A 25,660-nucleotide genomic window follows, 5' to 3' on the forward strand; every position below is an offset into this window, starting at 1 on the left:
AGTCGAATGACCAGATTGCGGTGACTGTGGAGATGACACGAACCGAAGGTTTGCGTCACGAACGACACCTGCAACAGCTTGCTATCACATACCCGATTTGCTGAAGCGCGCCGCAGGGCACGATTCGGTACCCGAATTTCTTGACGACCATAGAACATTGGAACCACCTGATCCCATCCCGAACTCAGCAGTGAAACGATGTATCGCCGATGGTAGTGTGGGGTTTCCCCATGTGAGAGTAGGTCATCGTCAAGATTAAATTCCAAAAACCCTCATCGCTTACGCGTTGAGGGTTTTTGTTTTTGTGGCGTTTGATATTTCACATCGCTTCCAGCATGACAGGACGGTCAGGTGCATGGTCGGTGGCAGTTGGGGCTACGCGGAGTTTCTCGCATCAATCACAAAGCTCAATGACCCCGAGCACCACAACATGCTCGACTGGTATGGCGATGATGTTGATTCGGCTTTCTTCGACCATACCCGCGTCAATTATCGGTTGTACGGAATGAAGGTCTGAATCACATACAAAAAAAGGCCGCATTCTCATGCGGCCTTCCGGTTACAACTGACAGTCTTTATGACGCTACTTCTGGAACCGCTGGCTTCACTTCATCGCGACGCTGAATGTACTTCCAGTCCGCCTCGTCGATGTAGATGCCATTAGGTCCGCTGCCGCCTTCCAGGTCGATAGCCACATGGGCCGATACCTGAGGCTTCACGCTCGCCAGAATCGGAACGAAGCCCAGCTGCAGGCTTGTTTCCAGCAGTGCAGCCTGATTCTTCTCGTCGATGTCGGCTGCCTCGTCCAGGTAGTAAGGCAGGCGAACCCGCCCAGCCTGATCACGATCCATCAAGTGCAGTAACAGATACATATTGGTCAGCGCCTTGATGGTCATGGTCGTGCCGTTGGAGGCCGCGCCGTCGATGTCGGTGTGGATAACCGGCTGGCCATTGACCTTGGTGATCTCGAACGCCAGCTCAAAAAGGTCCTTCAAGCCCAACTGGTTATGGTTGGCAGCCACCAGTCGTGCCAGGTACTCCTTGGCTTCTTCGTTCTTGTTATCCTGCTCGACGCTCTGGCTCAGGTCGAAGACCGACAGTGTTTCGCCTTCTTCGTACTGCCCGGCGCTGTGGATAATCTGGTCGATGTGCTTGAGCGCTTCCTTGTTCGGGGCGAGCACGATGCGGAAGCTTGCCAGGTTCGACACCTGACGCTTGTTGATCTCCCGGTTGAACAGCGCCAGTTGATGCTCAAGGCTGTCGTAGTCGCTGCGGATGTTGCGCAGCGTACGGGCGATGTCGGTCACCGCAGCGCGGCGAGCCTTGCCCAGTGTCAGCGCTTCCTCGGTGCGGTGGGCATAGGCGTTGATCAGCAGTTGCAGACGACGCTCCATGTCATCCTCGCTGTCGAACTTCGCTACGCCCTTGAGGCGAACCTGAGCATAAAGCGCCTCGATCTGCCCATCGCTACGCAGCAGGCCTTGCCAGCTGTCCTGATAATCGTTGAGCAACGGCAGCAGGTTATCCATCGAATCGTCAATCGGGTCCATGAATGGCGTACCGAACGGCAGGTCCGCTGGCAACAGCTGTCGGCGACGCAGTGCGTCATCCAGTGTGCGTTGCTTGGATTCCATATCGCCGATCTGACGCGCGATCAGTTGCAGCTTGGCCGACAACTGCTGGACGCGCTCGGTGAAGGCGTCGCTGGAGCGTTTCAGTTCGTCCTGAGCCGCCTCCATCTGCGCCAGCTCTTCCAGCTTGGCGGACTCTTCGGCACTCAGGGTCTGGCAGCGACGGAAGTCTTCCAGTGCTTTCTGGGCATCTAGCACCTGTTGATACAGCGCTTCGGTCTGCACCTTGCTCGCCGAGCGGTCGGCAGCCACAGCCTGCTGGGTTTTAAGCTGCTTGAGTTCTTTTTCCAGGCGTTCTTTCTGATCGCGCAGTGCCGCGCGATCAGCCAGCGCTTGCAGAGCGGGTGGCTCAATGCTCGACAGATTGATTGTCAGGCCCGGCACTGCAAACTGGTCGCCCTTGAAGCCATCCAGAATGGTTTCCAGCGATTTGACCCACGCATCGCCATCGTCCAGCGCGATGCCTTGTTCACCCAGTGGCAGGCTGAACAGGGCGCTGTTGAACAGGCGCATCAAGCGCTCTACATCCGGCTGAGAGAACTCTTCGCGCAGTCGGGCATAGCTGTTGTTGTCGGCGTGATCGAGCTGCTGCTTCACCGACTTGAGGCGTTTTTCCAGGTCTCGCAGGCGCTCGTCCAGGTCTTCGGCGCTGAACTGCCGAGACTGGGCCAGTGCACCGGCCAGTTCATCGTGTGCGTCTTTGGCCGCCAGCAGCTGTTGCTCCAGCACCTTGGCATTATCGACGAGTGCGAAACGATTCTTGAGCACTGACAGCTCGCCCACCCAGCGCTGAATACCGCTGATCTCACGCTCCAGGCGCATCAGCTCCTGCGTGCTGCTGCGCTGGTCGTTCTGCATTTCATCCTGCTGCGCGCGATAGTGCTCGGCCTGGATGACCAGTTCTTCCTTGCGCGCACCCGAGTAATCCGACCAGGTGCCCAGCAGCGAATCGAGCACCGGTGACAGACGATGCAGCTTGCCACGCAACAGGTCGCGTTGCTTGACACCGGCAGCCAGCGCCTCGACCAGCGGGCCAGCCAGCACCAGCGAGTTGTAATCCTGCTCCATGCGTCGCACGTCGCGGAAAGCTTCTTCGCAGGCCGCGATGTAGTCGACGCTGCCCGAGCGCAGGCTGTGCTCGAAAGCATCCAGAAACAGCTGTTTGAGTTTGGCCGCTGTGATTTCGCGCATGTGCAGCAGGTTGATGAACAGTGCGCGAAAGGTCTTCAGGCTCTGTTCGCTGGTGGAGCGCAGCGGGATCAGTGTCAGGTCCAGCGGAATGGAGGTATGACCGCCGACCAGCAAGCGGCGCAGCTCATCGGGCTTGAGTTCGTAGGCTTTGAGGCCCTGACTTTCCAGATTGCTGAACAGCTCTTTCTGACGCAGGCACGTGTCGTTCTTCTGGTAATGACCCAGATCCAGCTCACCGGCATAAGCGAAGAACTGATGGCCGAAACCGCCACCCGGACCGCGACCCACAACGCCAATCACATGCGGGCCGTGGGGCAGGGAAACTTCCACCAGGATGTAGCTGGTGTCGGAGGCAAAGTAGAAGCGTCGCGATTGCTCCAGGCTGTACTTACCGAAGCTCATGTCCGACATGCGCGCCAGAATCGGGAACTGCAGGGCGTTGATCGAGGCGCTTTTGCCCAGGTTGTTCGCGCCATACACCGACAGCGGGTTTTCCAGCGGGAACAGGCCGAGGCTGTAACCTGCGGTATTCAGCAGAGCAAAACGGCGGATGCCATAACGTTCCTGGCTCATGTGTCCATCTCCTGTCGTTGCTCATCGGCGATTGCCCGGGCCAGCGCGTCTTCCTCGGTTTCTTCAGCGAATTCAGCAAGGTCCAGCGGGTCATCGGTTTCCAGCAGTTTCTCGTCGCTGTCGTCATCGATGAGCACCGGCGTCGGCAGTGGCAGCGCGCTGTGCAGGCTGGCTGCCAGGTCGCGGTCCTGTTGCACCGACAGGCAGACGTCGAGAAAACGGTGCATGGGCGGCAGGAAACGGTAGATGCCGACTTCTTCGCTGGCAAAGCCCAGTTGCGTCATGCGGCGCATGATCTTCTCTTCCAGCTCTTCCTGGGTCTGCACCTCGGCCTGGAGAAACAGGTCGCGGTACTTTTCCAGCATCGAAGGCAGCTCGTCGCGGCCCAGGCTGCCGCCGTCCAGCACGGCCATCGGGTCGCGGCCCTGATCAGCCAAGTGCTCGACGAGGATGAAGGTGAACAGCGCCAGGCGCTGAGCGGTCTTGTTGACCTGGGCTGCAGCCAGTTCCGGCACGAAGTAATAGAAGCCGCGAGTGTCGCAGACCAGCTCGTAGCCCAGTGCCTTGAACAGCGTGCGGTATTGATCCTGGCAATTGGACAACTGGGCGTACAGCTCCGGGTCGCGGCGGCTGATGTGATAGCCCTTGAACAGCTCGCGAAAGATCGGCGCGAGCTGGGACATTTCGGATAGATCAAGATGCATGAACAGGGCTCTCGGAATTCTCTGGCTGCTCGTCTTGCGCAGCGAGCAGGGCAAAGGAGCGCAGGCTGACGCGGTGCTCCCGGGTAAAATATTCGCGGCGCTCGAGGCGTTCGCGGGCGAAGCGCTTGTCACGCGACAACCGCGAGAACCAGTACAACAGCTCGTCGGTTTCGCCGGTGGGCTCCTGTTCCAGCAACCAGACCATCAGGTCGGGCATTGGCAGGGCGTCTTCGCAGCGCTCGAGCATCTCTTTGACCGTGCGCGGTGCACGGGGCGCGTCGCCCTTGCGGGTGCCGCTGGCCTTGGGGAATTTCGCCGGTTTGGGTTCAAAGCGCGCCAAAGCATAGACATAAGCTTCAACCTGGCTCGCGCTGCCCAGAAAGGTACTTTGCGGACGGGTGAACATCGGCATGGCCGCTTGCGGCACCGCGTCCAGACCTTTGCGCCGGATAGCTGACAAAGCCAGCGCCGCGCCTCGGGTCACGGCATTATGACGGCGAGCCTCTTCGCGCAACGGCAACAGCAGCTCGCGCGCATGACGCAAAGTCAGCTGGGCACTGGTCTGCATTTCGAGGATGCGCGCATGGGTGCGCAGCAGCATGTCGTCGTCGACCAAGTGGCCAAGCCGCTGCTGCTCGCTCAGTAGGCGCAACAGAACGACTTCGACCTTGCGCACGCCCTGTTCGAAGGCGCCATCGGCGTTGACCAGTTGAATCATCGGCTCGACGTATTCATCCCACGTGGCCAGCACTTCTGCATAGCGCTGACGCAACGGGATCTGCCGGTCGCTGGTCTTGGCTCGATCAGCCACCGCGACCAGCGCCTGTTCGTCGTTGGCCAGCTTTTTGAGGACGTCGCGCACCCGCATGTCCAGCAGCCGCAGCTGTCTGGCCAGATCGTTGGCATCGCGAACATCGAAGGCGTCCTGAATGTAACCGGCCAGTCGCTCAAGGTGACGCAGATAAGCTTCGATCTCCAGGCACAGGCCCAGCCGGTGTTCGCGGCGCAGGTAGGACAGAAAGTCGTGGATCTGCGCATTGAGTTCAAAGCGGTTCGGGCTTTTCGCGACGGGGACCAGAATGTCCAGGCGGATCCACACGTCCAGCAGGTTGGTGATGTCCTGCGGGGTACTGTCCTGTTGCTGGGCCGCCAGTTGCAGGCGCAGCTCGCTCAGGCTCAAAGTACCCTGGTCGAAATGTTCGCATAAAGGCTCAAGTAACGCCCATTGCTCGGCAAGGGCGCGCAGGACGCGCTTGGGTTCGATCATCGTTAGGCCGGCTTGTTGGCAAGTGAAAAGCGGCAATTGTACTGCATCAGTCGCCTGATATTTCACCTCAAGGCGATATGCTGCAGCGCGAAAAGGCGAACAACGCTAGAATTGCGCGCTCAACTTATCCACAGGTGGCTGACCCTTGCTCAACGAGTCCCGTCGCCGCGCTTATTTGACCGCCATGCAGGTGGTCAACTGGCTGCCGCGCACAGAACTGCCATTCGCCGCACCGTCGCGTCCGGAGCTGCTTGCGCCGTTGCCACCGCCGGTCGAGGTGCAGAGCATTGCGCCTGCCTCAGCGCCGTCCGCACACGATGCACCTGCGCAAGCGGCGAACGTTGTGCCGATTGCACGCCAGCCCGAGCGACCGAAAATCGAAGTGCCGCGCCCGTCGCTGGCCAGCACGCGTACCGTTGCACCTGTAGAAGAAGCCGCGCCTGCGCCCCCCAAGGCCCCGGTCGTGCCGCCGCCACGCTTCGCTCTGCAACTGCTGCGCGCCGGGCGCTGCATGCTGTTGGTAGAGCTGACCACCGGCCAGCCGTTTCAGAGTCGCGACCCTTCTTACCTCTTGCTCAAGGACATGCTGCGCGCTGCCGGCCTGCCTGACAGCCCGCAGATTATCGGTGAGCCGGTGCGCTGGCCGTTGCTGGTGCGTGGCCAGATGGACCAGGGGCCAGAAGCGGCGCGGGATTTCGTGCAGGGTTTTGTCGGCGCACGGCTTGAGGACGAGCCCTGCACCTGCCTGTGGCTGATCGGCCTGCCGTCAGTCAAGTTCGCCGGCGAAGCGGATGCCCAATCCTACAACCGTGAACTTCAGGTCGAAGGCCTGGGCGCTGCCTGGGCGCTGCCAGGTCTTGAATTATTGATGGACGAGCCTGAGCGCAAGGCGGATGTCTGGAAAGCCATGCGTCGGCTGATGACGCGCTGGAAATCGATCGATGAGTGATGCCGTAACCTTCCGCCGCATGACCGAAGCCGACATGGACGCGGTGCTTAAAATCGAATACGCAGCGTTCACTCATCCGTGGACGCGCGGGATCTTTCTCGACGGGCTCAAATCCTACGAAATCTGGCTGATGTTCGAGGGCGCGCAGCAGGTCGGGCACGGCGTGATTCAGGTCATCATCGATGAAGCGCATCTGCTCAACATCACCGTCAAACCCGAGAATCAGGGGCGTGGTCTTGGCCTGTTGCTGCTGGAGCACCTGATGAAGCGTGCCTGGCAGCTCAACGGCCGGGAATGCTTTCTGGAGCTGCGCGACAGTAACCGGCCGGCTTATCGTCTGTATGAAAACTACGGTTTCAACGAGATAGGCCGGCGTCGTGATTACTATCCGGCACCCGACGGCGGCCGTGAAGACGCAGTGGTCATGGCCTGCACGCTGTTCGACTGACGCTGGCGGTCAGCGCTGAGTATTGCCGTCCAGCGGATCAACAACCGCCAGTTCCTCCTCGTCGAGCCCGTTGCCTGCGCCAATATCATCTTCATCGACTACGGTCAGGTCCAGGTCGGCAGGGTCGTCCTCGCCTTGTTCGGAGGCGGAGCGGGCACCGTCTTCGCGAATCAGGATTTCCGGAGACAGGTCGTCATCGGTCGAATGGTGGTCGTCCGTCGACGCGCCGGTCAGGCCCGCCTCACGCACACGCTGATCCGGAATTTCATGTTGCAGTTGGTCTTCAGGGATAAGATCGCCGATGCGGGCAGGATCTTCCTCATCGAAATCGAGTGTTTCCATAGAGCCCATGCGGTCTTCGTTGTCATCGATGGGTTCTGGCTCGGTGGCACCGAATGGACGGCGTGAATCGTTCATGACAAATCCTCATTTCAGGTGGTCGTAAAAAGTTGACCGGCCATGACTTTGAAGATTCCTTTTTGTTTAAGGGCAGTTGTTTGCGGGCAGTCGTCTACGGACAGTCGTCTGCCAGGCGTACGTTGCACGTAGTGGCACAACGACGTGACTTGAAGCGCTGGACACCAGTCCAAGTTTGGCATCAAGGCGTGACGTGAAGGATCGGACTACCAGTCCAGGGCTGGGCATCACTATCGAGGCGTCAAAGCATGAACGAGCTACAAGACCTGATTGATAACAATGCACGCTGGGCCGACGCGATCAATCAGGAAGATCCTGAATTCTTCGCCAAACTGGCCCGCCAGCAAACACCTGAGTTTCTGTGGATCGGCTGTTCGGACGCGCGCGTGCCGGCCAACGAGATCGTCGGCATGTTGCCTGGTGACCTGTTCGTGCACCGCAACGTGGCCAACGTCGTGCTGCACACGGATCTGAACTGCCTGTCAGTGATCCAGTACGCCGTGGACGTGTTGAAGGTCAAACACATCCTGGTGACCGGCCACTACGGCTGCGGCGGCGTACGCGCTTCCATGCAGGACCGTCAGTTCGGCCTGATCGACGGCTGGCTGCGCACGATTCGTGATCTGTACTACGAAAACCGCGATGTGCTGGCCAAGCTGCCGACCGAAGAAGAGCGTGTCGACCGTCTGTGCGAGCTGAACGTGATTCAGCAAGTGGCCAACGTTGGCCACACCAGCATTGTGCAGAACGCCTGGCATCGCGGGCAGAGCCTGTCCGTGCATGGTTGCATCTACGGCATCAAGGATGGCCGCTGGAAAAGCCTCGACGTGACCATCAGCGGTTTCGAGCAACTGCCGCCGCAGTACCGTTTGCGTCCGCAGGACTGACCGACCCGCGCATCAAAGCACAAACCGCTGAACCATCAGGTTCAGGTCCGTCGCCAGCATCGACAGTGCGTTGCTCGCGACGGTGGTTTGCTGTGCGCCTGAAGCCGTCTGACTGGAAAGATCGCGAATGCTGCTCAGGTTACGGTCCACTTCGCCCGCAACTTGCGCCTGCTGCTCGGCGGCGCTGGCGATCAACAGGTTGCGATCATTGATCGTGGCAGTCGCATTGATGATCACTGTCAACGCTGCGCCGGTCGATGCAGCCTGTTCGAGCGTCAGGTTTGCCTGGGTTGCCGTGTGGCGCAGTGAACTGGCAGTTTGCTGGGTACTTTGTTGCACGCCGCTGATCAACCCTTCGATTTCTGCGGTAGACGCACTGGTGCGTTGCGCCAGCGAGCGTACTTCATCGGCCACCACGGCAAACCCGCGCCCGGCTTCGCCTGCACGTGCGGCTTCAATCGCGGCATTCAGGGCGAGCAGATTGGTCTGGTTGGCAATCGCGCGAATCACATCGAGGATGCTGCTGATGCTTTGCGTGCGTTCGGCCAGCCCTTCGGCTTGATGCGAAGAGTCCAGCACGTTTTCGGTCAGCTCCTTGATCGAACTGATGGTTGCCGAGAGCTTGTTCTGACCCTGCGCCGCGGCCTGGGTCGAGGCCTCGGATTCAGTCACAGTATTGCTGGCATTGCCCGCCACCTCGACGGCCGCCTGGCTCATCTGGTTGACGGCGACCGCAGCCTGTTCGATTTCGGTGTTCTGTAATTGCAGATTGAGCGCGCTGACCTCGGCGATGGTGCCCATCTCCTGCACCGACTGCGACAACTGGGTGGCCGCCGCATAAATTTGTTCGATCGTACCGTGCAGGTTGGTCCGCATGCGCCCGAGGGTGATCAGTAATTGCGCGGTTTCGTCCTTGCCGTCGGCAATCTGGTGTTCAGTCAGGTCGCCATCGGCGATGGTGCTGGCGATGTGCAACGCCTGGCGCACTGGATGAATGATGCTGACGCTCAGGCGCCACGCCAGCAGCAGGGTTAGCGTCAATACGACGGCGATGGCGCTCAGGGCGATAATTCGCGCTTGTGCGTAACTGGCTCCGGCCGCGTCTACAGCGCTGGCGGCACTCTGCTTGTTCAGCTCTCGCAGCAACTGCACCTGCATATCCATCAGGTCGCCCTGCAGCGTGAGCATGGTGTTGGCCAGCATTCTGGCCTCATCCAGTTTGTTCTGTTCAATCAGCGCAATCTCCTCCTGCAAGCCCGGCATAAAGGCTTTATAAGCGTCCTGTAGCGCGATGATCGAATCATGTTCGGTGCCTGATTGCACACGTGCGAGGTATTCCGAGAAACCTTTCTCGACCTCGTTTCTGAGCTGTTCGACGTTTATCTTGCTGTTGATGACCGACCCCGGATCATCGGCGTTGGCGATCAGGCGGGTGGTTTCGCTGCGCAGTTTGACCAGGCCGATGGCGATGGCGTCGGCCATAGCAATACTCGGCAGCGCACCGCTTTCGACCGTTTCGCTCTGATTGCGGATTTCCTGCATCTGCAGCAGGCAAAATGCGCCCAGTGCGACCGTCAGCAGAGAGGTGATTCCAAAGCAGATCACCAGGCGCGGGGTGATCTTGAAGCGGCGCAACACGGTTGTTGTCGTTCGCCGACGTAGAAAACGAGGCAGAAACTTCTTCACGGCACACAACCCCTATAAACACACGGACCTTCTCGAAGAGCCGTTTATAGGGCAGTTATGTGATGTCTTTATGACATCCTGCGTTTAAGGTGAAAACCAGCAACCGCTCAGGGCCGGGACGCGTCGATTTCTTCCATCAATTCATCCAGAAAGCGTTTTAACCGGTCGTGCCTGACCTTCGCCATCTGCGTGCCTGTGCGGGTCTGAAAGCCGTCGGCAAGGTGCAGCAGCTTGGTATGAAAGTGATCGACGGCAAAGCGCTTGTCGTCATACGGGCGCTGGCTGGCATGCGGATCATTGGGCTCGTACAGGTATTTGCCCATCCGGCCGGAGACATAAAAGGTTCGCGCCACACCAATCATGCCCAGTGAATCCAGCCTGTCGGCGTCTTGCAGTATTTTTGCTTCCAGCGATACCGGGGTTATCGCCGCCGAGAAACTGTGCGCCTCGACAGCGTGGGCAACCGAGGCGATGCTTTCCTCATCCCAGCCCATGTCGCCCAGCAGTTCGCGGGCCCTTGCCGCCGCCAGTCGCGAGGCACCGGCGCGAAACGGCGAGTCTTTTTCGACCGATACGCAATCGTGCAGCAGCGTGGCGGCCATCAGCACACGTGCATCGCCGCCTTCACGGTCACGTATGGCGCAGACGTTCTTCCACACCCGCAGCAAATGTGAGACGTCGTGCGAGCCGTCGATCTTCTCGGCATGCGTGTAAGGGATCAGCAGGTTGGCGAGATCCTGAAACGGGGCGAAGCTTGCGGCAGCCATGCGGTTGTCCTTGAACAGTGCGCTGGCGCAAGCATTGCAGAAAACGCTTTGAAACACACCGTCTGTCGCCTCCTGTCACTGCGCAACAATTTGGCTGATCTGACCGGCAAGCAGCCCGGCGCCTTTGGCGTTGAGGTGGTTGAAGTCCTTGTAGTACGAGTTCATGTCGCCTATCAGGCACTGGCTGTCCTTGCAGAACGCTGCATCCGGTGTGATCAGCCCGATCTGCTTCGACTCGCTGGCCTGCCCGAACACTTCGCGCGTGAAGCGCTGCAAATGTTCATGCGTTGCGACCGGCACTGACAATTCGCTGATCCGCTGCAACTTCTGCGTCTGGCTGTCCGATGTGTCGCGAGCCAGCCGGTAATAAAGGTTTTCCGGGTTGATCAACTGCTGCGGCACCTGCGCAATGATGACCACTTCGCTGCCGATGTCGCGGTACGCCCGAACGGTGGCTTCGAGCGCCTGCTTGAACACGGCGCGTGAGGCTGCACGGCTTCTTTCCTGACTGTCGGCGGAAATCAGGAAATACTTGCTCATCGGTTTTTTACCGTAATCGCCGTCGGTATAAAGCGTCCAGCGCGCGACCAGCACCACTTTTGCAATGCGGTGCTTTTTCACGTACTCAAACTCGCGGCTGGCCAGCGCCTCGCAGACGCCGGGGCCGTAATTGCCGCTGGCGACGTCCACGCCCAACAACGGCAGACAGCCCCCCAGCCCAATATGAACAATGGTTTTGCCCTGATGGCGGGCGACGCTATCGAAGGTTGATAACAGGGCTTCCGAGTGGCTATCGCCAAATACCGACAAGGCCGGTGTGGCGTCTGGTCTGGCTGCGCCGAACAGGCAAAAGTCGACGGTGGTCTGAGTGCATTTGTCACGAATCTGCGGGTCGGCAAATTCCTCATAAATGGCCGGATCGACGTTGAAGCGTTGGCTGAAGCCGTTGTTGAGGTAACCGGTCAGCCCCAGCGCGATAAACAGCGCCGACGCGAAGCCTGCCGAGGTGAACACCTGTTGGCGATTGAATGCGCCCTGTTTGCGAAAAGGCTGCTCGACATAGCGCCAACTCAGCCAGGCCACTATCAGCGACAGCAGGGTCAGGCTCAGCATCAACGGCAGGCCGGGCTCATTGAGGCTGCGCTGACGAGCAAAGGCGAAAAGTGGCTGGTGCCACAGGTACGCGCTGTAGCTGATCATGCCGATGAGCACCAGCGCCGGTGAACTCAGCGCTCGACCAACCCAGGTCTTGCCGTGCGCAAAGACGATGATCAGCGCTGCACCGAGCACCGGCACCAGCGCATTGAGGCCAGGGAACGGCGTGCTGCCGTCGAACTGCACGACGGCGTAGCCAATCAATAACACGCCCAGCGCCGCAGCCGCCTGATCGAGAAGGCTGACGCTGGGCGCGTGGCGCGGTCGCCAGACACAGTAGAACGCGATAAACGAGCCGGTCAGTAATTCCCATGCGCGTGCGTGCAGCAGGTAAAAACTGCTGCTGGCGTCGTTACGTGCACCCAGTTGCGAAAGCGTCAGGCTGCCCAGCGCGATAAGGGTCAGCAATATCACCAGTCTAGTGCGGCCCATGCGCCAGCCGAGCATCAGCAGCAGCGGAAAGAACAGGTAGTACTGTTCCTCCACCGCAAGCGTCCAAGTGTGCAGCAGTGGTTTGAGTTCAGCCGTCGCATCGAAATAGCCGCTTTCGAGCCAGAACAGCACGTTTGACGAAAACATCGGCACGGCCACCAGGCTCTTGGCGAAGTACTTGAGGTCTGGTGGGTCAAGCGTCAACCAGGCGACCGGCACGCACACCAGCATGACCACGAACAGCGCTGGCAGGATGCGCCTTGCACGTCGCTCATAGAAATTGATCAGCGAGAACTTCCCGTTGATCTTTTCCACGAGAATGATTGAGGTGATCAGATAGCCCGAAATCACAAAAAAGATATCGACCCCGACGAATCCACCGCTGAACAGCGGCAGGCCGGCATGAAACAGAATGACGGGAACCACCGCCAACGCGCGCAGGCCGTCGATCTCGGGGCGATAGCCGAGCGCAGGGTTATGAGGAATGCCCATGAGGTGTGGTCTCTGGATACAAGAGGCAAATAAAGGCGGGGACTGCAATGGCTACCGCCAACGCGAGGCGCAGGGCGTGGTTATTCGAAGGGGGAAGAGATCAGCAGGATGCCTGTATTTTCTAGCTCAGGTATTGGCATCTGTCCAATCGTCGAGGCCGGCAGGGAGGGGTAAAAAACCGGTCTTTAACCTTAAACAGGAAAAGCCCTTTATAATTCATGGTTTTTACCCCCCTTGATGTGAGAACCATTGTGAGCTTACCGTCCTGCCCGAAATGCAATTCCGAATACACTTACGAAGACGGCAGCCTGCTGATCTGCCCGGAATGCGCCCACGAATGGTCCGCTGACGCCGGCAGCGCCGATGCTTCCGACGACGTGAAGGTCATCAAGGACTCCACGGGCAACGTGCTACAGGACGGCGATACCATCACTGTGATCAAGGACCTGAAAGTCAAAGGCTCATCGCTGGTGGTCAAGGTCGGCACCAAGGTCAAGAATATCCGTCTGGTCGATGGCGACCACGATATCGATTGCAAGATTGATGGCATCGGCGCCATGAAACTGAAGTCCGAGTTCGTCCGCAAAGTCTGATTCAGACGGGCGATCTCTTCAGCCCGCACGCCGCGCCGGTCACTCGACCGGCGCGGCGTTCGCGTTTTAAGGCAACGGCCTACCGGCGGTCACTTGTAAAGTCTCAGACGTATGGACGGGTTGTGATCCACTTGAGCGGTCCGTAGAATTCACATTCTGGCTGTATCCCCCATATTCACAATAATCCACTTTGCACACTGCGCTCGATCATGACTGTCGAGCGGAGCGTTTTCGCGTTGGTTTTTCGGTGGGGCGAGCCGTGGTTTTCGGTACAGGTGCCATGCGTGCTTTCAAGGCGTGGCGGTCGGCCATCAGGTCGGAACATTTTTAGAGAGCTGTAGATTCTTGATCACTTCACCTCCCAATGAACAAACCGGTGAGCACACCGGCAGCTGGCTGGGCGTTTTCGCGCTGGCCCTGGCGGCCTTCATTTTCAACACCACCGAATTTGTGCCGATCGGCTTGCTGAGCAACATCGGCCAGAGCTTCGACATGACGCCGGCACAAGTCGGTTTGATGCTGACGATCTACGCCTGGGTCGTCTCGCTGATGTCGCTGCCCATGATGCTGGCGACGCGCAACATTGAGCGCCGCAAACTGTTGATGTTTGTGTTCGGCCTGTTTGTGGTCAGCCACGTCATCTCTGCGATGGCGTCCAGCTTCGCGATTCTGCTGGTGAGCCGTGTCGGCATTGCGTTTGCGCATGCGGTGTTCTGGTCGGTCACGGCCTCCCTTGCCGTGCGCATCGCACCGCCGGGCAAGCAGGTTCAAGCCCTTGGTTTACTGGCGACCGGCACTTCGCTGGCGATGGTTCTGGGTATTCCGCTGGGACGTGTGCTGGGTGAAGCCCTGGGTTGGCGCACCACATTCCTCGGTATCGCCGGGGTCGCTGCGCTGGTGGTCTTTCTGCTGGCGCGCGCGCTGCCGTTGCTGCCGAGCCAGAACTCCGGCTCGCTGCGCAGCCTGCCTATCCTGTTCAAACGCCCGCGCCTGATGGCCATCTACCTGTTGACTGCCATCGTGGTGACTGCGCACTTCACCGCCTACAGCTACATCGAGCCGTTCACGCAAACTGTATCGCGCCTCAGCGGTGAAATGACCACCATCTTGCTGCTGGTCTTCGGCGGTGCCGGAATCATGGGCTCGATTGTGTTCAGCCTGTTCAGCGACCGGTTTCCAAACGGTCTGTTGATCACTGCCATTGGCACCCTGGCGGTCTGCCTGCTGATGCTGTTGCCACTGTCTGGCGACGCAACAATGCTCGGCACGCTGACCGTGGTCTGGGGGATGGCGATCATGTGCTTCGGGCTGTTGCTGCAGGCGCGCGTGCTGTCGCTGGCACCGGATGCGACCGACGTGGCGATGGCGCTGTTTTCCGGGATATTCAACATCGGCATTGGCGGCGGTGCCCTGCTGGGCAGCGTCGTCAGCAGCCACCTGGGCGTGGCGAATGTCGGCATTGTAGGCGGCCTGTTGGCCCTTGGCGGGTTGGGGCTGATTTGCTATACGACGTTTCTATTCGGCAAGACGCAGCCCCATGCAGAGATGCAGGCTGACGCTAAACACTGATCCGTACAACACTCGCTGACTGCGCAAGGCAGTCAGCGAGCAAGCAGGTCAAGGCTTTTGGTTCAGGCCTTGAGCCGGCCCAGCCATTCCAGCGACGTTCTCCAGATACAAATCCCCAGAAAATACGCCGACATCGCCAGCCACAAGCCCATGACGAGCGGGCCATTGTGCGGATGGTTGATGATCAGCAGCGCGCTGGCCAGCAGCCATACAGTGGTGACTGCGATGTTGAGCGGCATGAAACGACGCACGCGGAACGGGTGAAGAAACTTCATGCGGGTCATGGTCAGCAACGCCAGGGCGATGATGGTAATTAACGTCAGCCACGGTGCGGGTGACAGAATATAAAGGCACAGCGCAACGACGTTCCAGGCGGCGGGGAAGCCCTGAAAGTAGTTGTCCTTGCTCTTCATATCGACATTGCAGAAGCAAAACAGCGACGAAACCAGAATGACCGACACGCTCAACAGCAACGTGTAGTCCGGCACCGGAATGTAGCGGTAGATGAACAGGGCCGGGATGAACACGTAGGTCAGGTAGTCGATGACCAGGTCCAGTACCGAGCCATCAAAGTGCGGCAGTACCGAGGTCGTGTTGACCTTGCGAGCCAGCGAGCCGTCCACTCCGTCGACAATCAGAGCGGCACCGAGCCACAGCAGGCAGGCTTTGGGTTCATTATTGAACAGGGCAATAGTTGCCAGAAACGCAAGGACGACGCCGGTGGCGGTGAAGCCATGCGCGCCCCAGGCGTTGAGTCTGGCTATGCGTTGATTGGTAATCACGGGGGCGCTCTCCAGGAAATAATACTGCCAGGGCGTGCCGCAACCCTGACTGGTAGCAACTATCGACCCGGCAATCGCCGATAAGTTTAGCGGTGACTATCCCTTGTTTCCCGGTTGTTTTCCAGAAAACCGCGATCGTTACCGGACCGTTCGTCTCTGTATTCCTCCGGTTCGACGAAACGAGTGGGCGAGTCACCATTGGCATTGAGCTGGTTGATCCGTGTCGGCTGGCCTTGGTCATTGAAAAATACCTGACCGATACCTGCCGAATTCCATAAGCGTTCACCGGCCTTGCTGTGCTCGGGCGTGCGCGGGATGACCTTCATCAGGCGTCGCTTGGTGAACCAGTTCAATGGTGAGCGGGGTGAGTATAACCAGCGATTCAGCCGATCAAAAGTATCCAGCAAGCGTCGGGGGAATTCATTTTTGATACCGCTGCTGGTGATCTGCCAGATATGCGGGCTGCCGCTGCGGTGGCGAATCAGAATTTCGTAGACGAACGAGTAGTGCACATCGCCTGACAGAATCACGTAATTGCCCGGTGTTCTGGAGTGGCGAAAGATGTTCAGAATGACATTGGCTGCGCCGCGGTGGGCCATCCAGTTTTCTGCGTCCACCAGCAACGGGTAGCCACACCAGCTGAAAACCCGCTGAATCGCCTCGATCAGCTTGACGCCAAACACCGGGGCAGGCGACACGATAATCGCTGATTCATGATCGATCAGTTCCTGTTGCAGTTCGCAGAGTGCTTCCCAGTCCAGCAGGCCTGAGGGATGGTTGAAGTTCGATTCGCTGCGCCAGCGTCGGGTCCGGGTGTCCAGTACCACCAGCGCCGGGTGGGTCGGCAGCACGTAGTGCCACTGCTGAAATTTCAGCAACTGATCGATCAGGGTGTTCTGGGAAGTGCTGTCCAGCCAGTGATTGTTGCGCACAGCCTGGCCACTGAGGTCCTGCGCCCGCCCGACGAGCTCATTGAGCGCGTCAGGGTTGTTGCCCCAGCCCTGACAGAGCAAGTAGGCAAGCAAGGCGTTGCCGATGATGCGCTTCGAAAACGGGTGGCCGTAGGCCGTTTCTTCCCAGTTCGCCGAGAGGTTCCAGTCATCGGTGATGTCATGGTCATCGAAGATCATCATGCACGGCACATGCGCCATCGCCCGCGCCACGCCGCCCAGCCCGGCAACGAAACCATCGATCAGTTGCTGTTCGTTGGCGTAACGCTCCAGCTCCTCGGCGTCGAGTTGCGGCATGTCCGGCTCGATTAACGTCCAGGGCGTAGGCGACCAGACCAGCAGGTACATCGCCATGACTTCTGCCAGGGTCACCAAGTGATTGTCGGCGGTGCTGCTGGTGAACACCGGCTTGCTTGCGCCACCGAAGAAACGCTCGCGTAGCGTGTCGTTGCTTTTCAGCGCAGGCAGCAGGTCGGCACGCTGGTAATAACTGGCCGGATGCTGATAAAGGCTGGCGCTGTCATCGACCACCGCACCGTCGAGGTGCTCATCGAACAGCCCCAACCGTTCGATCAGCGCATGAATGGCGCGCAGCATCGGGCCTGCCACATCATCGGCGTAGATCTGGTCGCCGCTCATCATCAACAGGGCAGGGCGTTGCAGCGGGTCTTGGGTGTCGGCCAGCAAGCGGTCCACACAAAGCAGGCCCTCTGCGGCGCAATGGTGTGGCTTGCGGCAAGAGCCATGCAGCAGATGGTCGATGCTGCTGCGCACGACAAAGTCCGGATAAACGGCACCTTCGTACAGCAAGTGCGGCGCCCATTCTGCGATACCGCCCGGTTCGCCCTCGACCCGCAGGTCGTAATCGACCCATGCGTCCAGGGGCAGGTCGGCCTCCAGTTGCAGGTCGATCAGGTGAATGAACGCATGGCGTCCCACAGCAACGACCTGACATTGCTGGCCGGTAAGCGGGTAATCGATAAAGCCGCTTGATGCAGCATCAGCAGCGCCATGACGCAGACTCAACGTCAGGTTCAGTGGGCGCGAACCCACCAGCCACAGCACCAGACGGCCAGCTTCCTGACGGCGTAACAGTGGGCCTGCAAGGATGGACGGCAGTGACGCGCAGTGTTCGGCGGACGAAGAGGACATCCTGATTCAAGGCTCTGATGGACCGTAGGCACGGAATAGTAACGCAGCAGGCGTGGAAAGTTCTTGTTACACAGCTGGCTCGCCAGGCTCAGCCTGTTTCAAGGCATTGCAGCGAGGAAATATGAGCCGCGATCACTTAACCGGATGAAACGCATGGCTATGCGGCTTCAGTGATGCGTAGCGTTGCCGATAGACACTTTTACACAACGTTCGAAAATTGCCGGTATCCCCTGCAAGACCGCGCAGTCTCCGCCAATGCTAACGCGAGAATTCCGATTATGAACTGGTTTTACAACGCCAAGCTGTCTACCAAGCTGTTCATCTCATTCGCATTATGTGCGCTGATTACCCTCGGTGTGGGGATGGTTGCCAGTCGAGGTATTGCCGAACTGGCGAGCAATCTCAAACTCGTGTTCTCCAACAACCTGGTATCAGTGTCCAAAACCAACGAGACGATGACCAATGTGGTCGAACAGAATCGTGACCTGTACCGCCTCATCACGGTCGTGGCTGCCAATGCGTCGCAAGGTGCAAAGGATGATGTCATCGCCAGCCTGCAAAAAAACCGCGCCGAAGCAGAAAAGGCGTACTCGACCTATCGTGCTACCCCACTCGAAGATGACGAGCGCGCTGCGGGCGATCAGATGGACAAGGACTGGCCTGTGTATCAGGCGCTGGTCGATCGGGCGCTGGGCATCATAAGTTCCGGTGATATTGGGGCGGCAAGGGCGCTGGTCGATGGCGAGGTCCGCACGGCCTACCTCAAGGTCATGGACGAGCTGAGCATCATGGTGGGCTCCAACAATCGTCAGATCGGCGAAGGCGCTATCGCTGCCGGGAAGACAGAGTCGACAGCCAACCTCAATCTGTACATCGGTATCGGCGTGGCCTTCGTGGCCGCCTTTGTTCTGGCACTGTTTATCAGCCGCGTGATCAGTTCGCCCATCGCCTCCGCACTGTTCAGTGCGCAGCGTATTGCCGGTGGCGATCTGACTCAGCCGATTGTCAGCACTCACCGCGATGAAGCGGGCTTGATGCTCACAGCCCTTGGCGACATGCAGACCAGCCTCAAGAACACCATCGGGCAGATATCCAGTGCCGCCGACCAATTGGCCTCGGCTGCAGAAGAACTTAACGCCGTGACCGAAGAAAGCAGTCGTGGCCTGACGCGCCAGAATGATGAAATCCAGCAGGCCGCTACCGCCGTCAACGAGATGACCGCAGCGGTTGAAGAAGTGGCGCGCAACGCCATGTCCACCTCCGACGCGTCGAAGCAGACCAGCACTGAAGCGGCCACTGGCCGTGATCAGGCCCGTGATGCGGTAAATGCGATCAACACGGTCAGCGACGAGATCAGCAGTTCGACCACGATGGTTGAAGAACTCGCCGGACGTGTTCGCGAGATCGGCAAGGTGCTGGATGTGATTCGCGGTATTGCCGAGCAGACTAACCTGTTGGCGCTCAACGCGGCCATCGAGGCTGCCCGTGCGGGCGAGCAAGGGCGTGGTTTTGCCGTGGTAGCAGACGAAGTACGCGCCTTGGCGGCCCGCACTCAGGCGTCCACTGGCGAAATCGAAACCATGATTGGCAGCGTCCAGGCCAGCGCTGATCAGGCCGTACGCGCTATGGGCAACAGCCGCACGCTGGCGAGCAACACCCAGTCGCTGGCCCAGGCCACCGGCCAGTCGCTGGAGCGCATCGCCAAGAGCATTGCCGAGATCAACGATCGCAACATGCTGATTGCGACCGCATCCGAAGAACAATCCCATGTCGCTCGCGAGGTGGACCGCAATCTGGTCAACATCCAGGACCTCTCCACCCAGACCGCGGCTGGCGCTCACCAGACCAGCGCTTCAAGTCAGGAGTTGTCTCGCCTGGCAATTTCCTTCAACGACCTGGTAGGCCGATTCAAGGTCTGACGCAGTCCTCAGGACTGTTCGCCCTGCAGGCGCTTCTGGAAAAAGAAGCGCTTGCTGCCGGGCGGATAGTCATCGATCTGGCCGAACTCGGTGTAACCGTGACGGCGGTAGAAATCCGGTGCCTGGAAGTCGAAGGTGTCCAGCCAGATCCCGACACAGCCCTTCTCGACGGCCAGATCCTCGGCCATCTGCATCAGGCGTGAGCCCATGCCCTGGCCCCGGGTTTGTTGCGGCACGACCAGCAACTCGATAAACAACCACTGATAAAAAATGCGCGCGTGCAGGCCACCGAGAACTTCCCGGGTCTGATCATCGCGAATAAACATCGCCACCTTCTCTGACTTCCCGTCACCCGCCTGCTCGGCATTGAAACGCTTCAACGGCTCCAGAATCGCCAGACGATCTTCTTCCGTGGGGTTTGTATTGATGTCGATGTGCACGCTCATGCGGTGGCTCCCAGCCAAATGATTGCGCGTCGAGATTAAGGCCGGAGGAGGGCGGGGTAAAGGTGCCAGAAGGCATTATGGCTGGCAAAACACACAGTTGCGCCCGGCGTGCTTGGCGGCGTACAGCGCGTTATCGGCAGCGCTGATCAGCGTATCGTAAGTGATCAGCGGGGCAATCCCCGATGCAACGCCAAGACTGATTGTGACATGCGCGTCTTCGCCCAGCGCCGGGTGCGGCAGCTTGAGGGCGGCCACCGTGGCTTTCAGGGTCTCGGCCATCTTCGTGGCCTGGTCGGCATCGGCATTCATCAATACCAGTACCTCTTCACCACCGAACCGGAAGGCCACTGCACCGCCGTCATTTGCGCTTTGCTGGATTGCCTTGCAGAGCAACTTAAGGCAGACATCACCCTGTGGATGGCCGTAGTTGTCGTTGTAGGATTTGAAGTGGTCGATGTCCAGCAAAATGATCGCCACGTTTGCCTGCTTTTTACGGGCACGTTCCCAGACCGACGTCAGCACTTCATCCTGATAACGTCGATTGAACAGACGCGTCAGTGCATCGGTGCGTGCAAACTCCAGCAACTGCACTTGCAGCAAGCGTCCGCGCAGTGCAAACAGATAACTCAGACGGCTTGCCCGCTCCAGAAAATAGGAAGCCATCAACAGCAGCATGACCGTCGAGACGAACAGCAGGGCATTGGCCTGCCAGATGACGAAATCCGCGAAGTCTGCAATGTAGGTTGTCACCAGTTGAATGATCAGCATGCAGGACAACGCGGCGGCGGCATGGCGCAGCGGCAACTGCTGGATCATGGTGCAATAGACCATGATCAGCAGCATGCCCAACTGATAAAAGATCTGATACGGGCTCTCGCTGTAAGTCATCACCACCATTGGCATGAGCGAGCACAGCACCGTGGCGACCGCAGCAGTGGTCTCCATCGCCCGACGAGAAGCAAGGCGCCGAGCCAGGATCAGCATGATGATGAACATCGGCGTGATCAGGCACAGACGGCCTATCGCCACGTAGACAAAAACATCGCGCAGAATCAACCAGTCGGTGATCAGAAACAGGTTATAGATCAGGCTGCCGCCGATACCCATCGCAGTCAGAAACTCACGCCGTTGCAGTCGGGTTTCCGTTTGATAACGTCGCTCAAGGCCACGGCTGAAGCACAGCGCTCCGACCCCTGAAGTAATGGTTCGCTCGACCTCGGCAAGGGTTTGCGAATCTTCAGGGCTGGGACGATCAAGTGTTGAAGCGAGCATGTTGCACCGGGACTTTGACATCGAGAGACTTGGGACAGTACGCATGATGTCTTAGTGCCATCAAACTGCAGCATGCTAATTTCAAATAGCGACCGGCGGTCTGTGGGGGATTGGCTGAAAGAATTCAGGTGCGCGGCCGGGCCCGGATTTCTGATCGCCGCCGTCCAGTCTCAAGCGCAGGTTATTTGAAATTGACCGCTTGCACTTCAAGTTCCGGATCTATAGTGATCAGGTGCTTCGACTCAAGCTCTGTGGGTGCCTTCGAAGCGAGCGTGCTGCAATTCGTGATTGTATCGCGGCACAATTAACGTTAGCCGAGCCAGCCCCAGAACGGAATCCTATTATGAGTGCACCGCAAGAATCGGTAATTATCACTGGTATCACGGGCCAGGATGGCGCGTACCTTACTCAGTTGCTGCTGGAAAAGGGCTACAAGGTTTACGGGACGTTCCGTCGTACCAGCTCGGTCAACTTCTGGCGTCTTGAAGAACTCGGCGTCGCCAGACACCCGAATTTGCATCTGGTTGAGCATGATCTGACGGATTTGAGCGCCAGCATTCGCTTGTTGCAGAAAGCCGAACCCACTCAGATTTACAACCTGGCCGCATTGAGCTTTGTCGGTGTTTCCTTCGATCAGCCCATAACAACTGCTGAAATCACAGGGCTGGGCGCCGTCAACCTGCTTGAAGCGATACGGATCGTGAATCCGAAAATACGCTTTTATCAGGCCTCCACCTCTGAAATGTTCGGCAAGGTGCAGGAGGTTCCTCAGGTTGAAACGACTTCGTTCTATCCGCGTAGCCCATACGGTGTCGCCAAGTTGTATGCGCACTGGATGACCATCAATTATCGGGAGTCCTACGGTATTTTTGGCGCCAGCGGCATTCTGTTCAATCACGAGTCGCCTCTGCGCGGTAAAGAGTTTGTCACCCGCAAGATCACCGACGCAGCTGCTCGAATCTCACTGGGCCTGCCGCACGTTCTGGAGTTGGGTAATCTGGACGCACGGCGTGACTGGGGGTTTGCCAAAGAGTATGTCGAAGGTATGTGGCGCATGCTGCAAGCCGAAGAGCCCGACTCCTTCGTTCTGGCAACCAACCGATCCGAAACGGTTCGTGACTTTGTATCCATGGCTTTCAAGGCTGTCGACATTAACCTTGAGTGGGTGGGCAGCGCGGAAAATGAGCGGGGCATTGACGTGAGTACAGGCAAGTCCCTTGTGCAGATCAATCCGAAGTTCTATCGCCCCTCTGAAGTCGAGTTGCTGATCGGCAATCCTGAAAAAGCCAGAAACGTGCTCGGGTGGGAGGCCAAAACCGGCCTTGAGGAGCTTTGTCGATTGATGGTTGAGGCTGACCTGAGGCGCAACAAGAACGGCACCTCGTTCTGATTGGCGGTCGGCCTTCAACCTGAGGGGGTCGTCAGGGCGTCATCGATTATGACGCCCTCATTGAAAGCCCTGACTGATCAAACCGCCGAAATCACCTCGTGACGCCAGTAGTTCAACAACGCTTCGAGTGTATCGTCCAGCTTCGTCTTGGGCTTCCAGCCGGTGGCACAGCGCATGGCGGAGTTATTGCCGAAAGCGCTGGGTATGTCTGAAGGACGCATCCGGTCCGGATCGATTGTCACCTCGATGACGCTTGAACTCAGTGCCATCAGCTGCGTGAGTAGCGTCTGCAGGCTTGTCGGCTCACCGCGGCAGATGTTCAGGCACCCTGGGTAACGCTCCTGCTCGTCGGCGAGCTGCAACAGCGCGACGTAGGCATCGCACACATCGTGCACGTCGAGAAAGTCCCGCGCCGCCTGTAGATTGCCAACCTTCAACTGAGGGGCCTGTTTCCCGGCTTCAATCAAGGCGATCTGCCGGGCAAATGAAGCCGTCGCGAAGTCAGGTGATTGCCTGGCGCCGATATGATTGAAAGGGCGAACGACGATACCTTTCCGGCCCTGGCGGAAATACTCATTGAACGCTGCCTCGGCGGCAAGCTTGCTGGCTGCATAGGGATTCATGGGTTTGCAGGCACTGTCTTCGCCCAGCGCAGTACCTTGCTTGAAGGTCTCGCCGTACACCTCCGACGAACTCACAAACAGCACAAATGCCTCCGGGGCGCTTCGCTGCAGTGCTTGAAGCAGGTTTACGCTGCCCATGACGTTGGTTTGCCAGGTCAGGACAGGGTTGTTGAAGCTGGTGGGCACATGAGTTATCGCGGCCAGATGCACGACATGAGTGGGCGCGGCCCGACACAGTGCTTGCTCCAGGCCACTGGCATCGCGGATGTCACAACGCACTGATTCGTCAGCATGCGATGACAGAGCTGACTCGGCACCGACCAGCGCGATGACATGATGACCCGCCTGGCGCAGCATGCTGCACAGGATCTGACCCACAAAACCGTTTGCACCAGTGATCAGAATGCGTCGCATCGTCGGGCCTCTCATTGACTGTGTCAGGTAATGGAGCTTAACAGACGTGGCTGATCAGGCAGGCGGTGTGCGCTGTTTGTAAATCACGCTGGATCAGGCCGGGGTTTTCAGTTTGCAAGCCACACTCGTCAAGAAAAAATCCTCATGGAATTTTTCATGGTCAGACGAAATGCCTTAATCCGGTCTACGCTTGTGCCGATATCATCGTACAACCTCACAAACGGTGCAGCCATGTTCAATACTCGCTTGAAAAAGGAATTACAGGCACAACAGGCCGAGTTATCCATGTACCGGCAGATGCAGCAAGGAATGGACGCGCGAATGGTGTCGTTGAGTCTGGACGCCAGCAATCGTATTGCCCACGCCAATGACAACTTCCTCAGAGCGCTTGGCTACACAGCCGAGCAGTTGCTGGGGAGGGAGCTTGATCAGATGGTGCCGACCTACGTCAAACAGCTCGATTGCTACCGCAACCTCAAACTGGCGGTGCAGAAGGGCGAGTCGGTGATCGACAACTACCGTTTTCTGCATGCCGACGGCAGCCTGGTGTGGGTTCGCGCCATGTGGCAGCCGGTTCTGGATGAACAGGGCAAGCTGGTGACGCTGCAGTGTTACGGGTCGGACATCACCCAGACCGTCGAGACCGCCGCCGAGAACTCTGCCTTCATCCAGGCCTTGCTGCGCTCTACCGCCGTGATCGAGTTCGACCTTAGCGGCCACGTGTTGACGGCCAATGACCAGTTTCTGCGGGGCATGGGTTACAACCTGGCGCAGATCAAGGGCAAGCACCACAGCCTGTTCTGTGATCCGGCAGAAACCTCACTGGCACCGTACCGCGAGTTCTGGGCGATGCTCAACCGGGGCGAGTTCGTTGCCGGGCGCTTCAAGCGTATCGACAGCAGCGGGCGCGAGGTCTGGCTGGAGGCCACCTATAACCCGGTCCACGACGCTCAGGGCAAGCTCTACAAGATCGTCAAGTTCGCCACGCTGGTAACCGATCAGGTGGCTCGCGAAGACGAAGTCAGTCAGGCGGCCAGCGTGGCGTTCGAAATCTCCCAGCAGACCGACGTCAGTGCCCAGCGTGGTGCGGACGTGGTGCAGAACACCGTGCAGACCATGCGCAAGATCTCCGAAGAGATGCAGTCAGCGTCCTCAGGCATTGAAGCGCTGGGCAAGCAATCGTTGTTGATCAGCTCCATCGTGCAGACCATCGGTGGCATTGCCCAGCAGACCAACCTGCTGGCCCTCAACGCCGCCATCGAAGCCGCTCGTGCCGGTGAGCAGGGCAGAGGCTTTGCTGTGGTGGCTGACGAAGTTCGGCAACTGGCCGGTCGCACCAGCGCGGCAACCGAAGAAATCGTCAACGTTGTGCAGCAGAACAGGGCACTGGCCGACGAAGCCGTACGCGGCATGGCCAACAGCCGCACCCAGGCGGAACAGGGTCTGGCACTGGCCAACGAAGCCGGCGCGGTGATCGTCGAGATTCAGGAAGGCGCCAAACAGGTGGTCGGTGCGGTCGGGCGGTTTGCCAATCAACTGAAGTAGTGTTCTCTGCTTTCCGAGGTTTTGCTTTAGATATTGCGTATTGAATAGACGAAAAAGGCTTTTTCGCGATTAAGCGGAAAAGCCTTTTTTCGTTCAAAGTCGCGAATTTTCCTACAGTTATTTCGTTCAAAATGGCGCGCGTTTGTCTGAGAGGATGAACTCATGGCTTACAAAGCCAGACTGCTGGATGAGCCCAGGCTGACCAAAGCCACCACGTTGCCGGATCGCTTGTGATGTTACCTGCCCATGATCATTATCGCTCCAACGCTCCGCGTCACACCTCTGCGCGGTGTCGCGCAATCAAAAGCGGACGCAGAGCGTCAAGAACTGCATGCCCACGCGGAGCATGGGCACGATAGTGTTCTCCCGGACACCTATTGTTCCTCACGTGTGTCATCTGCTCACA

At 58.6% G+C, this 25,660-nt stretch carries 19 protein-coding genes, 1 rRNA gene and 4 pseudogenes; 11 read left to right on the forward strand and 13 right to left on the reverse strand.

Features of this window, described 5'->3' with window-relative positions; genetic code table 11:
* Window positions 1-139: 139 nt before the first annotated feature.
* Together rrf and QRN38_RS08535 are read left to right on the forward strand one after the other, a co-directional pair.
* Window positions 140-255, forward strand: a 5S ribosomal RNA gene (rrf, locus tag QRN38_RS08530).
* 103 nt (window positions 256-358) lie between these two features.
* Window positions 359-517: pseudogene (locus tag QRN38_RS08535) on the forward strand (IS1096 element passenger TnpR family protein); the annotation flags it as partial.
* Between the two features lie 58 nt (window positions 518-575).
* Here the strand turns inward: QRN38_RS08535 and mksF are convergent.
* The 3 genes from mksF to mksB are packed head-to-tail and all read right to left on the reverse strand — an operon-like array spanning window position 576 to window position 5,366.
* Window positions 576-3,395: an Mks condensin complex protein MksF gene (mksF, locus tag QRN38_RS08540; protein WP_007244196.1), complete on the reverse strand. Its 2,820-nt coding sequence runs from the start codon at window positions 3,393-3,395 to the stop codon at window positions 576-578.
* The gene (gene mksE / locus QRN38_RS08545) at window positions 3,392-4,099 is read right to left on the reverse strand and encodes an Mks condensin complex protein MksE (RefSeq protein ID WP_005771512.1); all 708 of its coding nucleotides are present in this window, start codon (window positions 4,097-4,099) and stop codon (window positions 3,392-3,394) included. The genes mksF and mksE overlap by 4 nt, the downstream gene beginning before the upstream one ends.
* Window positions 4,089-5,366: an Mks condensin complex protein MksB gene (gene mksB, locus QRN38_RS08550; RefSeq protein ID WP_057418792.1), complete on the reverse strand. Its 1,278-nt coding sequence runs from the start codon at window positions 5,364-5,366 to the stop codon at window positions 4,089-4,091. The genes mksE and mksB overlap by 11 nt, the downstream gene beginning before the upstream one ends.
* A gap of 145 nt (window positions 5,367-5,511) precedes the next feature.
* On the opposite strand from mksB, the gene QRN38_RS08555 reads away from it, so the two are divergent.
* A complete protein-coding gene (locus QRN38_RS08555; RefSeq protein WP_057418791.1) occupies window positions 5,512-6,315 on the forward strand; it encodes a hypothetical protein in 804 nt (267 codons plus the stop codon).
* Window positions 6,308-6,763: a ribosomal protein S18-alanine N-acetyltransferase gene (gene rimI / locus QRN38_RS08560; RefSeq protein ID WP_057418790.1), complete on the forward strand. Its 456-nt coding sequence runs from the start codon at window positions 6,308-6,310 to the stop codon at window positions 6,761-6,763. The genes QRN38_RS08555 and rimI overlap by 8 nt, the downstream gene beginning before the upstream one ends.
* A gap of 9 nt (window positions 6,764-6,772) precedes the next feature.
* On the opposite strand, the gene QRN38_RS08565 is transcribed toward rimI, so the two are convergent.
* Window positions 6,773-7,180 carry a hypothetical protein gene (locus tag QRN38_RS08565; protein WP_005771507.1) on the reverse strand — a complete coding sequence of 136 codons (408 nt, stop codon included), beginning with the start codon at window positions 7,178-7,180 and terminating at the stop codon, window positions 6,773-6,775.
* A 248-nt stretch (window positions 7,181-7,428) separates the two neighbouring features.
* Between QRN38_RS08565 and can the strand changes: the two genes are divergently transcribed.
* Window positions 7,429-8,067: a carbonate dehydratase gene (gene can, locus QRN38_RS08570; protein ID WP_003380298.1), complete on the forward strand. Its 639-nt coding sequence runs from the start codon at window positions 7,429-7,431 to the stop codon at window positions 8,065-8,067.
* Between the two features lie 12 nt (window positions 8,068-8,079).
* Here the strand turns inward: can and QRN38_RS28210 are convergent, their stop codons facing one another.
* The 4 genes and pseudogenes from QRN38_RS28210 to QRN38_RS08585 all read right to left on the reverse strand — a co-directional run bounded on the left by QRN38_RS28210 (window position 8,080) and on the right by QRN38_RS08585 (window position 12,599).
* The gene (locus QRN38_RS28210; RefSeq protein ID WP_371245707.1) at window positions 8,080-8,943 is read right to left on the reverse strand and encodes a methyl-accepting chemotaxis protein; all 864 of its coding nucleotides are present in this window, start codon (window positions 8,941-8,943) and stop codon (window positions 8,080-8,082) included.
* Between the two features lie 219 nt (window positions 8,944-9,162).
* Window positions 9,163-9,753: pseudogene (locus QRN38_RS28215) on the reverse strand (MCP four helix bundle domain-containing protein); the annotation flags it as partial.
* Window positions 9,754-9,860: 107 nt separating this feature from the next.
* Window positions 9,861-10,520, reverse strand: coding sequence for an HD domain-containing protein (locus QRN38_RS08580; protein ID WP_011103380.1), 660 nt, complete (start codon window positions 10,518-10,520; stop codon window positions 9,861-9,863).
* 75 nt (window positions 10,521-10,595) lie between these two features.
* Window positions 10,596-12,599: an acyltransferase family protein gene (locus QRN38_RS08585; RefSeq protein ID WP_057418789.1), complete on the reverse strand. Its 2,004-nt coding sequence runs from the start codon at window positions 12,597-12,599 to the stop codon at window positions 10,596-10,598.
* A gap of 248 nt (window positions 12,600-12,847) precedes the next feature.
* On the opposite strand from QRN38_RS08585, the gene QRN38_RS08590 reads away from it, so the two are divergent.
* Window positions 12,848-13,192 carry a zinc ribbon domain-containing protein YjdM gene (locus QRN38_RS08590; protein WP_032606961.1) on the forward strand — a complete coding sequence of 115 codons (345 nt, stop codon included), beginning with the start codon at window positions 12,848-12,850 and terminating at the stop codon, window positions 13,190-13,192.
* 345 nt (window positions 13,193-13,537) lie between these two features.
* The gene (locus tag QRN38_RS08595) at window positions 13,538-14,761 is read left to right on the forward strand and encodes a sugar transporter (protein ID WP_005771500.1); all 1,224 of its coding nucleotides are present in this window, start codon (window positions 13,538-13,540) and stop codon (window positions 14,759-14,761) included.
* Window positions 14,762-14,823: 62 nt separating this feature from the next.
* Here the strand turns inward: QRN38_RS08595 and pcsA are convergent, their stop codons facing one another.
* Window positions 14,824-15,543 carry a phosphatidylcholine synthase gene (gene pcsA, locus QRN38_RS08600; protein WP_057418788.1) on the reverse strand — a complete coding sequence of 240 codons (720 nt, stop codon included), beginning with the start codon at window positions 15,541-15,543 and terminating at the stop codon, window positions 14,824-14,826.
* Window positions 15,544-15,629: 86 nt separating this feature from the next.
* Window positions 15,630-17,645, reverse strand: coding sequence for an alkaline phosphatase D family protein (locus QRN38_RS08605; protein ID WP_057418787.1), 2,016 nt, complete (start codon window positions 17,643-17,645; stop codon window positions 15,630-15,632).
* Window positions 17,646-17,923: 278 nt separating this feature from the next.
* Here QRN38_RS08605 and QRN38_RS08610 point away from each other — a divergent pair, with 278 nt between their 5' ends.
* Window positions 17,924-19,564 carry a methyl-accepting chemotaxis protein gene (locus tag QRN38_RS08610; RefSeq protein WP_057418786.1) on the forward strand — a complete coding sequence of 547 codons (1,641 nt, stop codon included), beginning with the start codon at window positions 17,924-17,926 and terminating at the stop codon, window positions 19,562-19,564.
* Between the two features lie 8 nt (window positions 19,565-19,572).
* Here the strand turns inward: QRN38_RS08610 and QRN38_RS08615 are convergent, their stop codons facing one another.
* Together QRN38_RS08615 and QRN38_RS08620 are read right to left on the reverse strand one after the other, a co-directional pair.
* Window positions 19,573-20,010, reverse strand: coding sequence for a GNAT family N-acetyltransferase (locus QRN38_RS08615; protein WP_057418785.1), 438 nt, complete (start codon window positions 20,008-20,010; stop codon window positions 19,573-19,575).
* 75 nt (window positions 20,011-20,085) lie between these two features.
* Window positions 20,086-21,282, reverse strand: a complete 1,197-nt coding sequence (locus QRN38_RS08620; RefSeq protein ID WP_010204046.1) for a GGDEF domain-containing protein — start codon at window positions 21,280-21,282, stop codon at window positions 20,086-20,088.
* Between the two features lie 343 nt (window positions 21,283-21,625).
* Here QRN38_RS08620 and gmd point away from each other — a divergent pair, with 343 nt between their 5' ends.
* Entirely contained in the window at window positions 21,626-22,672 is a 1,047-nt protein-coding gene (gene gmd / locus QRN38_RS08625) for a GDP-mannose 4,6-dehydratase (RefSeq protein ID WP_007244186.1), read from the forward strand.
* Window positions 22,673-22,749: 77 nt separating this feature from the next.
* On the opposite strand, the gene QRN38_RS08630 is transcribed toward gmd, so the two are convergent.
* Window positions 22,750-23,709 carry a GDP-mannose 4,6-dehydratase gene (locus QRN38_RS08630; protein ID WP_005771489.1) on the reverse strand — a complete coding sequence of 320 codons (960 nt, stop codon included), beginning with the start codon at window positions 23,707-23,709 and terminating at the stop codon, window positions 22,750-22,752.
* 321 nt (window positions 23,710-24,030) lie between these two features.
* Between QRN38_RS08630 and QRN38_RS28220 the strand changes: the two are divergent.
* Window positions 24,031-24,654, forward strand: a pseudogene (locus QRN38_RS28220) (PAS domain-containing protein); the annotation flags it as partial.
* Between the two features lie 165 nt (window positions 24,655-24,819).
* Window positions 24,820-25,254: pseudogene (locus tag QRN38_RS28225) on the forward strand (methyl-accepting chemotaxis protein); the annotation flags it as partial.
* Window positions 25,255-25,660: the final 406 nt, after the last annotated feature.

Source organism: Pseudomonas sp. CFBP2511 (genome assembly GCF_030209255.1).
Taxonomy (GTDB): Bacteria; Pseudomonadota; Gammaproteobacteria; order Pseudomonadales; family Pseudomonadaceae; genus Aquipseudomonas; species Aquipseudomonas avellanae.

What these genes read in the sequence shown, in the direction of transcription:
- mksF (WP_007244196.1), bottom strand. Translation starts at nt 3,395, where the DNA reads ATGAGCCAGGAACGTTATGGCATCCGCCGTTTTGCTCTGCTGAATACC.
- mksE (WP_005771512.1), bottom strand. Translation starts at nt 4,099, where the DNA reads ATGCATCTTGATCTATCCGAAATGTCCCAGCTCGCGCCGATCTTTCGC.
- mksB (WP_057418792.1), bottom strand. Translation starts at nt 5,366, where the DNA reads ATGATCGAACCCAAGCGCGTCCTGCGCGCCCTTGCCGAGCAATGGGCG.
- rimI (WP_057418790.1), top strand. Translation starts at nt 6,308, where the DNA reads ATGAGTGATGCCGTAACCTTCCGCCGCATGACCGAAGCCGACATGGAC.
- QRN38_RS08565 (WP_005771507.1), bottom strand. Translation starts at nt 7,180, where the DNA reads ATGAACGATTCACGCCGTCCATTCGGTGCCACCGAGCCAGAACCCATC.
- can (WP_003380298.1), top strand. Translation starts at nt 7,429, where the DNA reads ATGAACGAGCTACAAGACCTGATTGATAACAATGCACGCTGGGCCGAC.
- QRN38_RS28210 (WP_371245707.1), bottom strand. Translation starts at nt 8,943, where the DNA reads ATGCGGACCAACCTGCACGGTACGATCGAACAAATTTATGCGGCGGCC.
- QRN38_RS08580 (WP_011103380.1), bottom strand. Translation starts at nt 10,520, where the DNA reads ATGGCTGCCGCAAGCTTCGCCCCGTTTCAGGATCTCGCCAACCTGCTG.
- QRN38_RS08585 (WP_057418789.1), bottom strand. Translation starts at nt 12,599, where the DNA reads ATGGGCATTCCTCATAACCCTGCGCTCGGCTATCGCCCCGAGATCGAC.
- QRN38_RS08605 (WP_057418787.1), bottom strand. Translation starts at nt 17,645, where the DNA reads ATGTCCTCTTCGTCCGCCGAACACTGCGCGTCACTGCCGTCCATCCTT.
- QRN38_RS08610 (WP_057418786.1), top strand. Translation starts at nt 17,924, where the DNA reads ATGAACTGGTTTTACAACGCCAAGCTGTCTACCAAGCTGTTCATCTCA.
- QRN38_RS08615 (WP_057418785.1), bottom strand. Translation starts at nt 20,010, where the DNA reads ATGAGCGTGCACATCGACATCAATACAAACCCCACGGAAGAAGATCGT.
- QRN38_RS08620 (WP_010204046.1), bottom strand. Translation starts at nt 21,282, where the DNA reads ATGCTCGCTTCAACACTTGATCGTCCCAGCCCTGAAGATTCGCAAACC.
- gmd (WP_007244186.1), top strand. Translation starts at nt 21,626, where the DNA reads ATGAGTGCACCGCAAGAATCGGTAATTATCACTGGTATCACGGGCCAG.
- QRN38_RS08630 (WP_005771489.1), bottom strand. Translation starts at nt 23,709, where the DNA reads ATGCGACGCATTCTGATCACTGGTGCAAACGGTTTTGTGGGTCAGATC.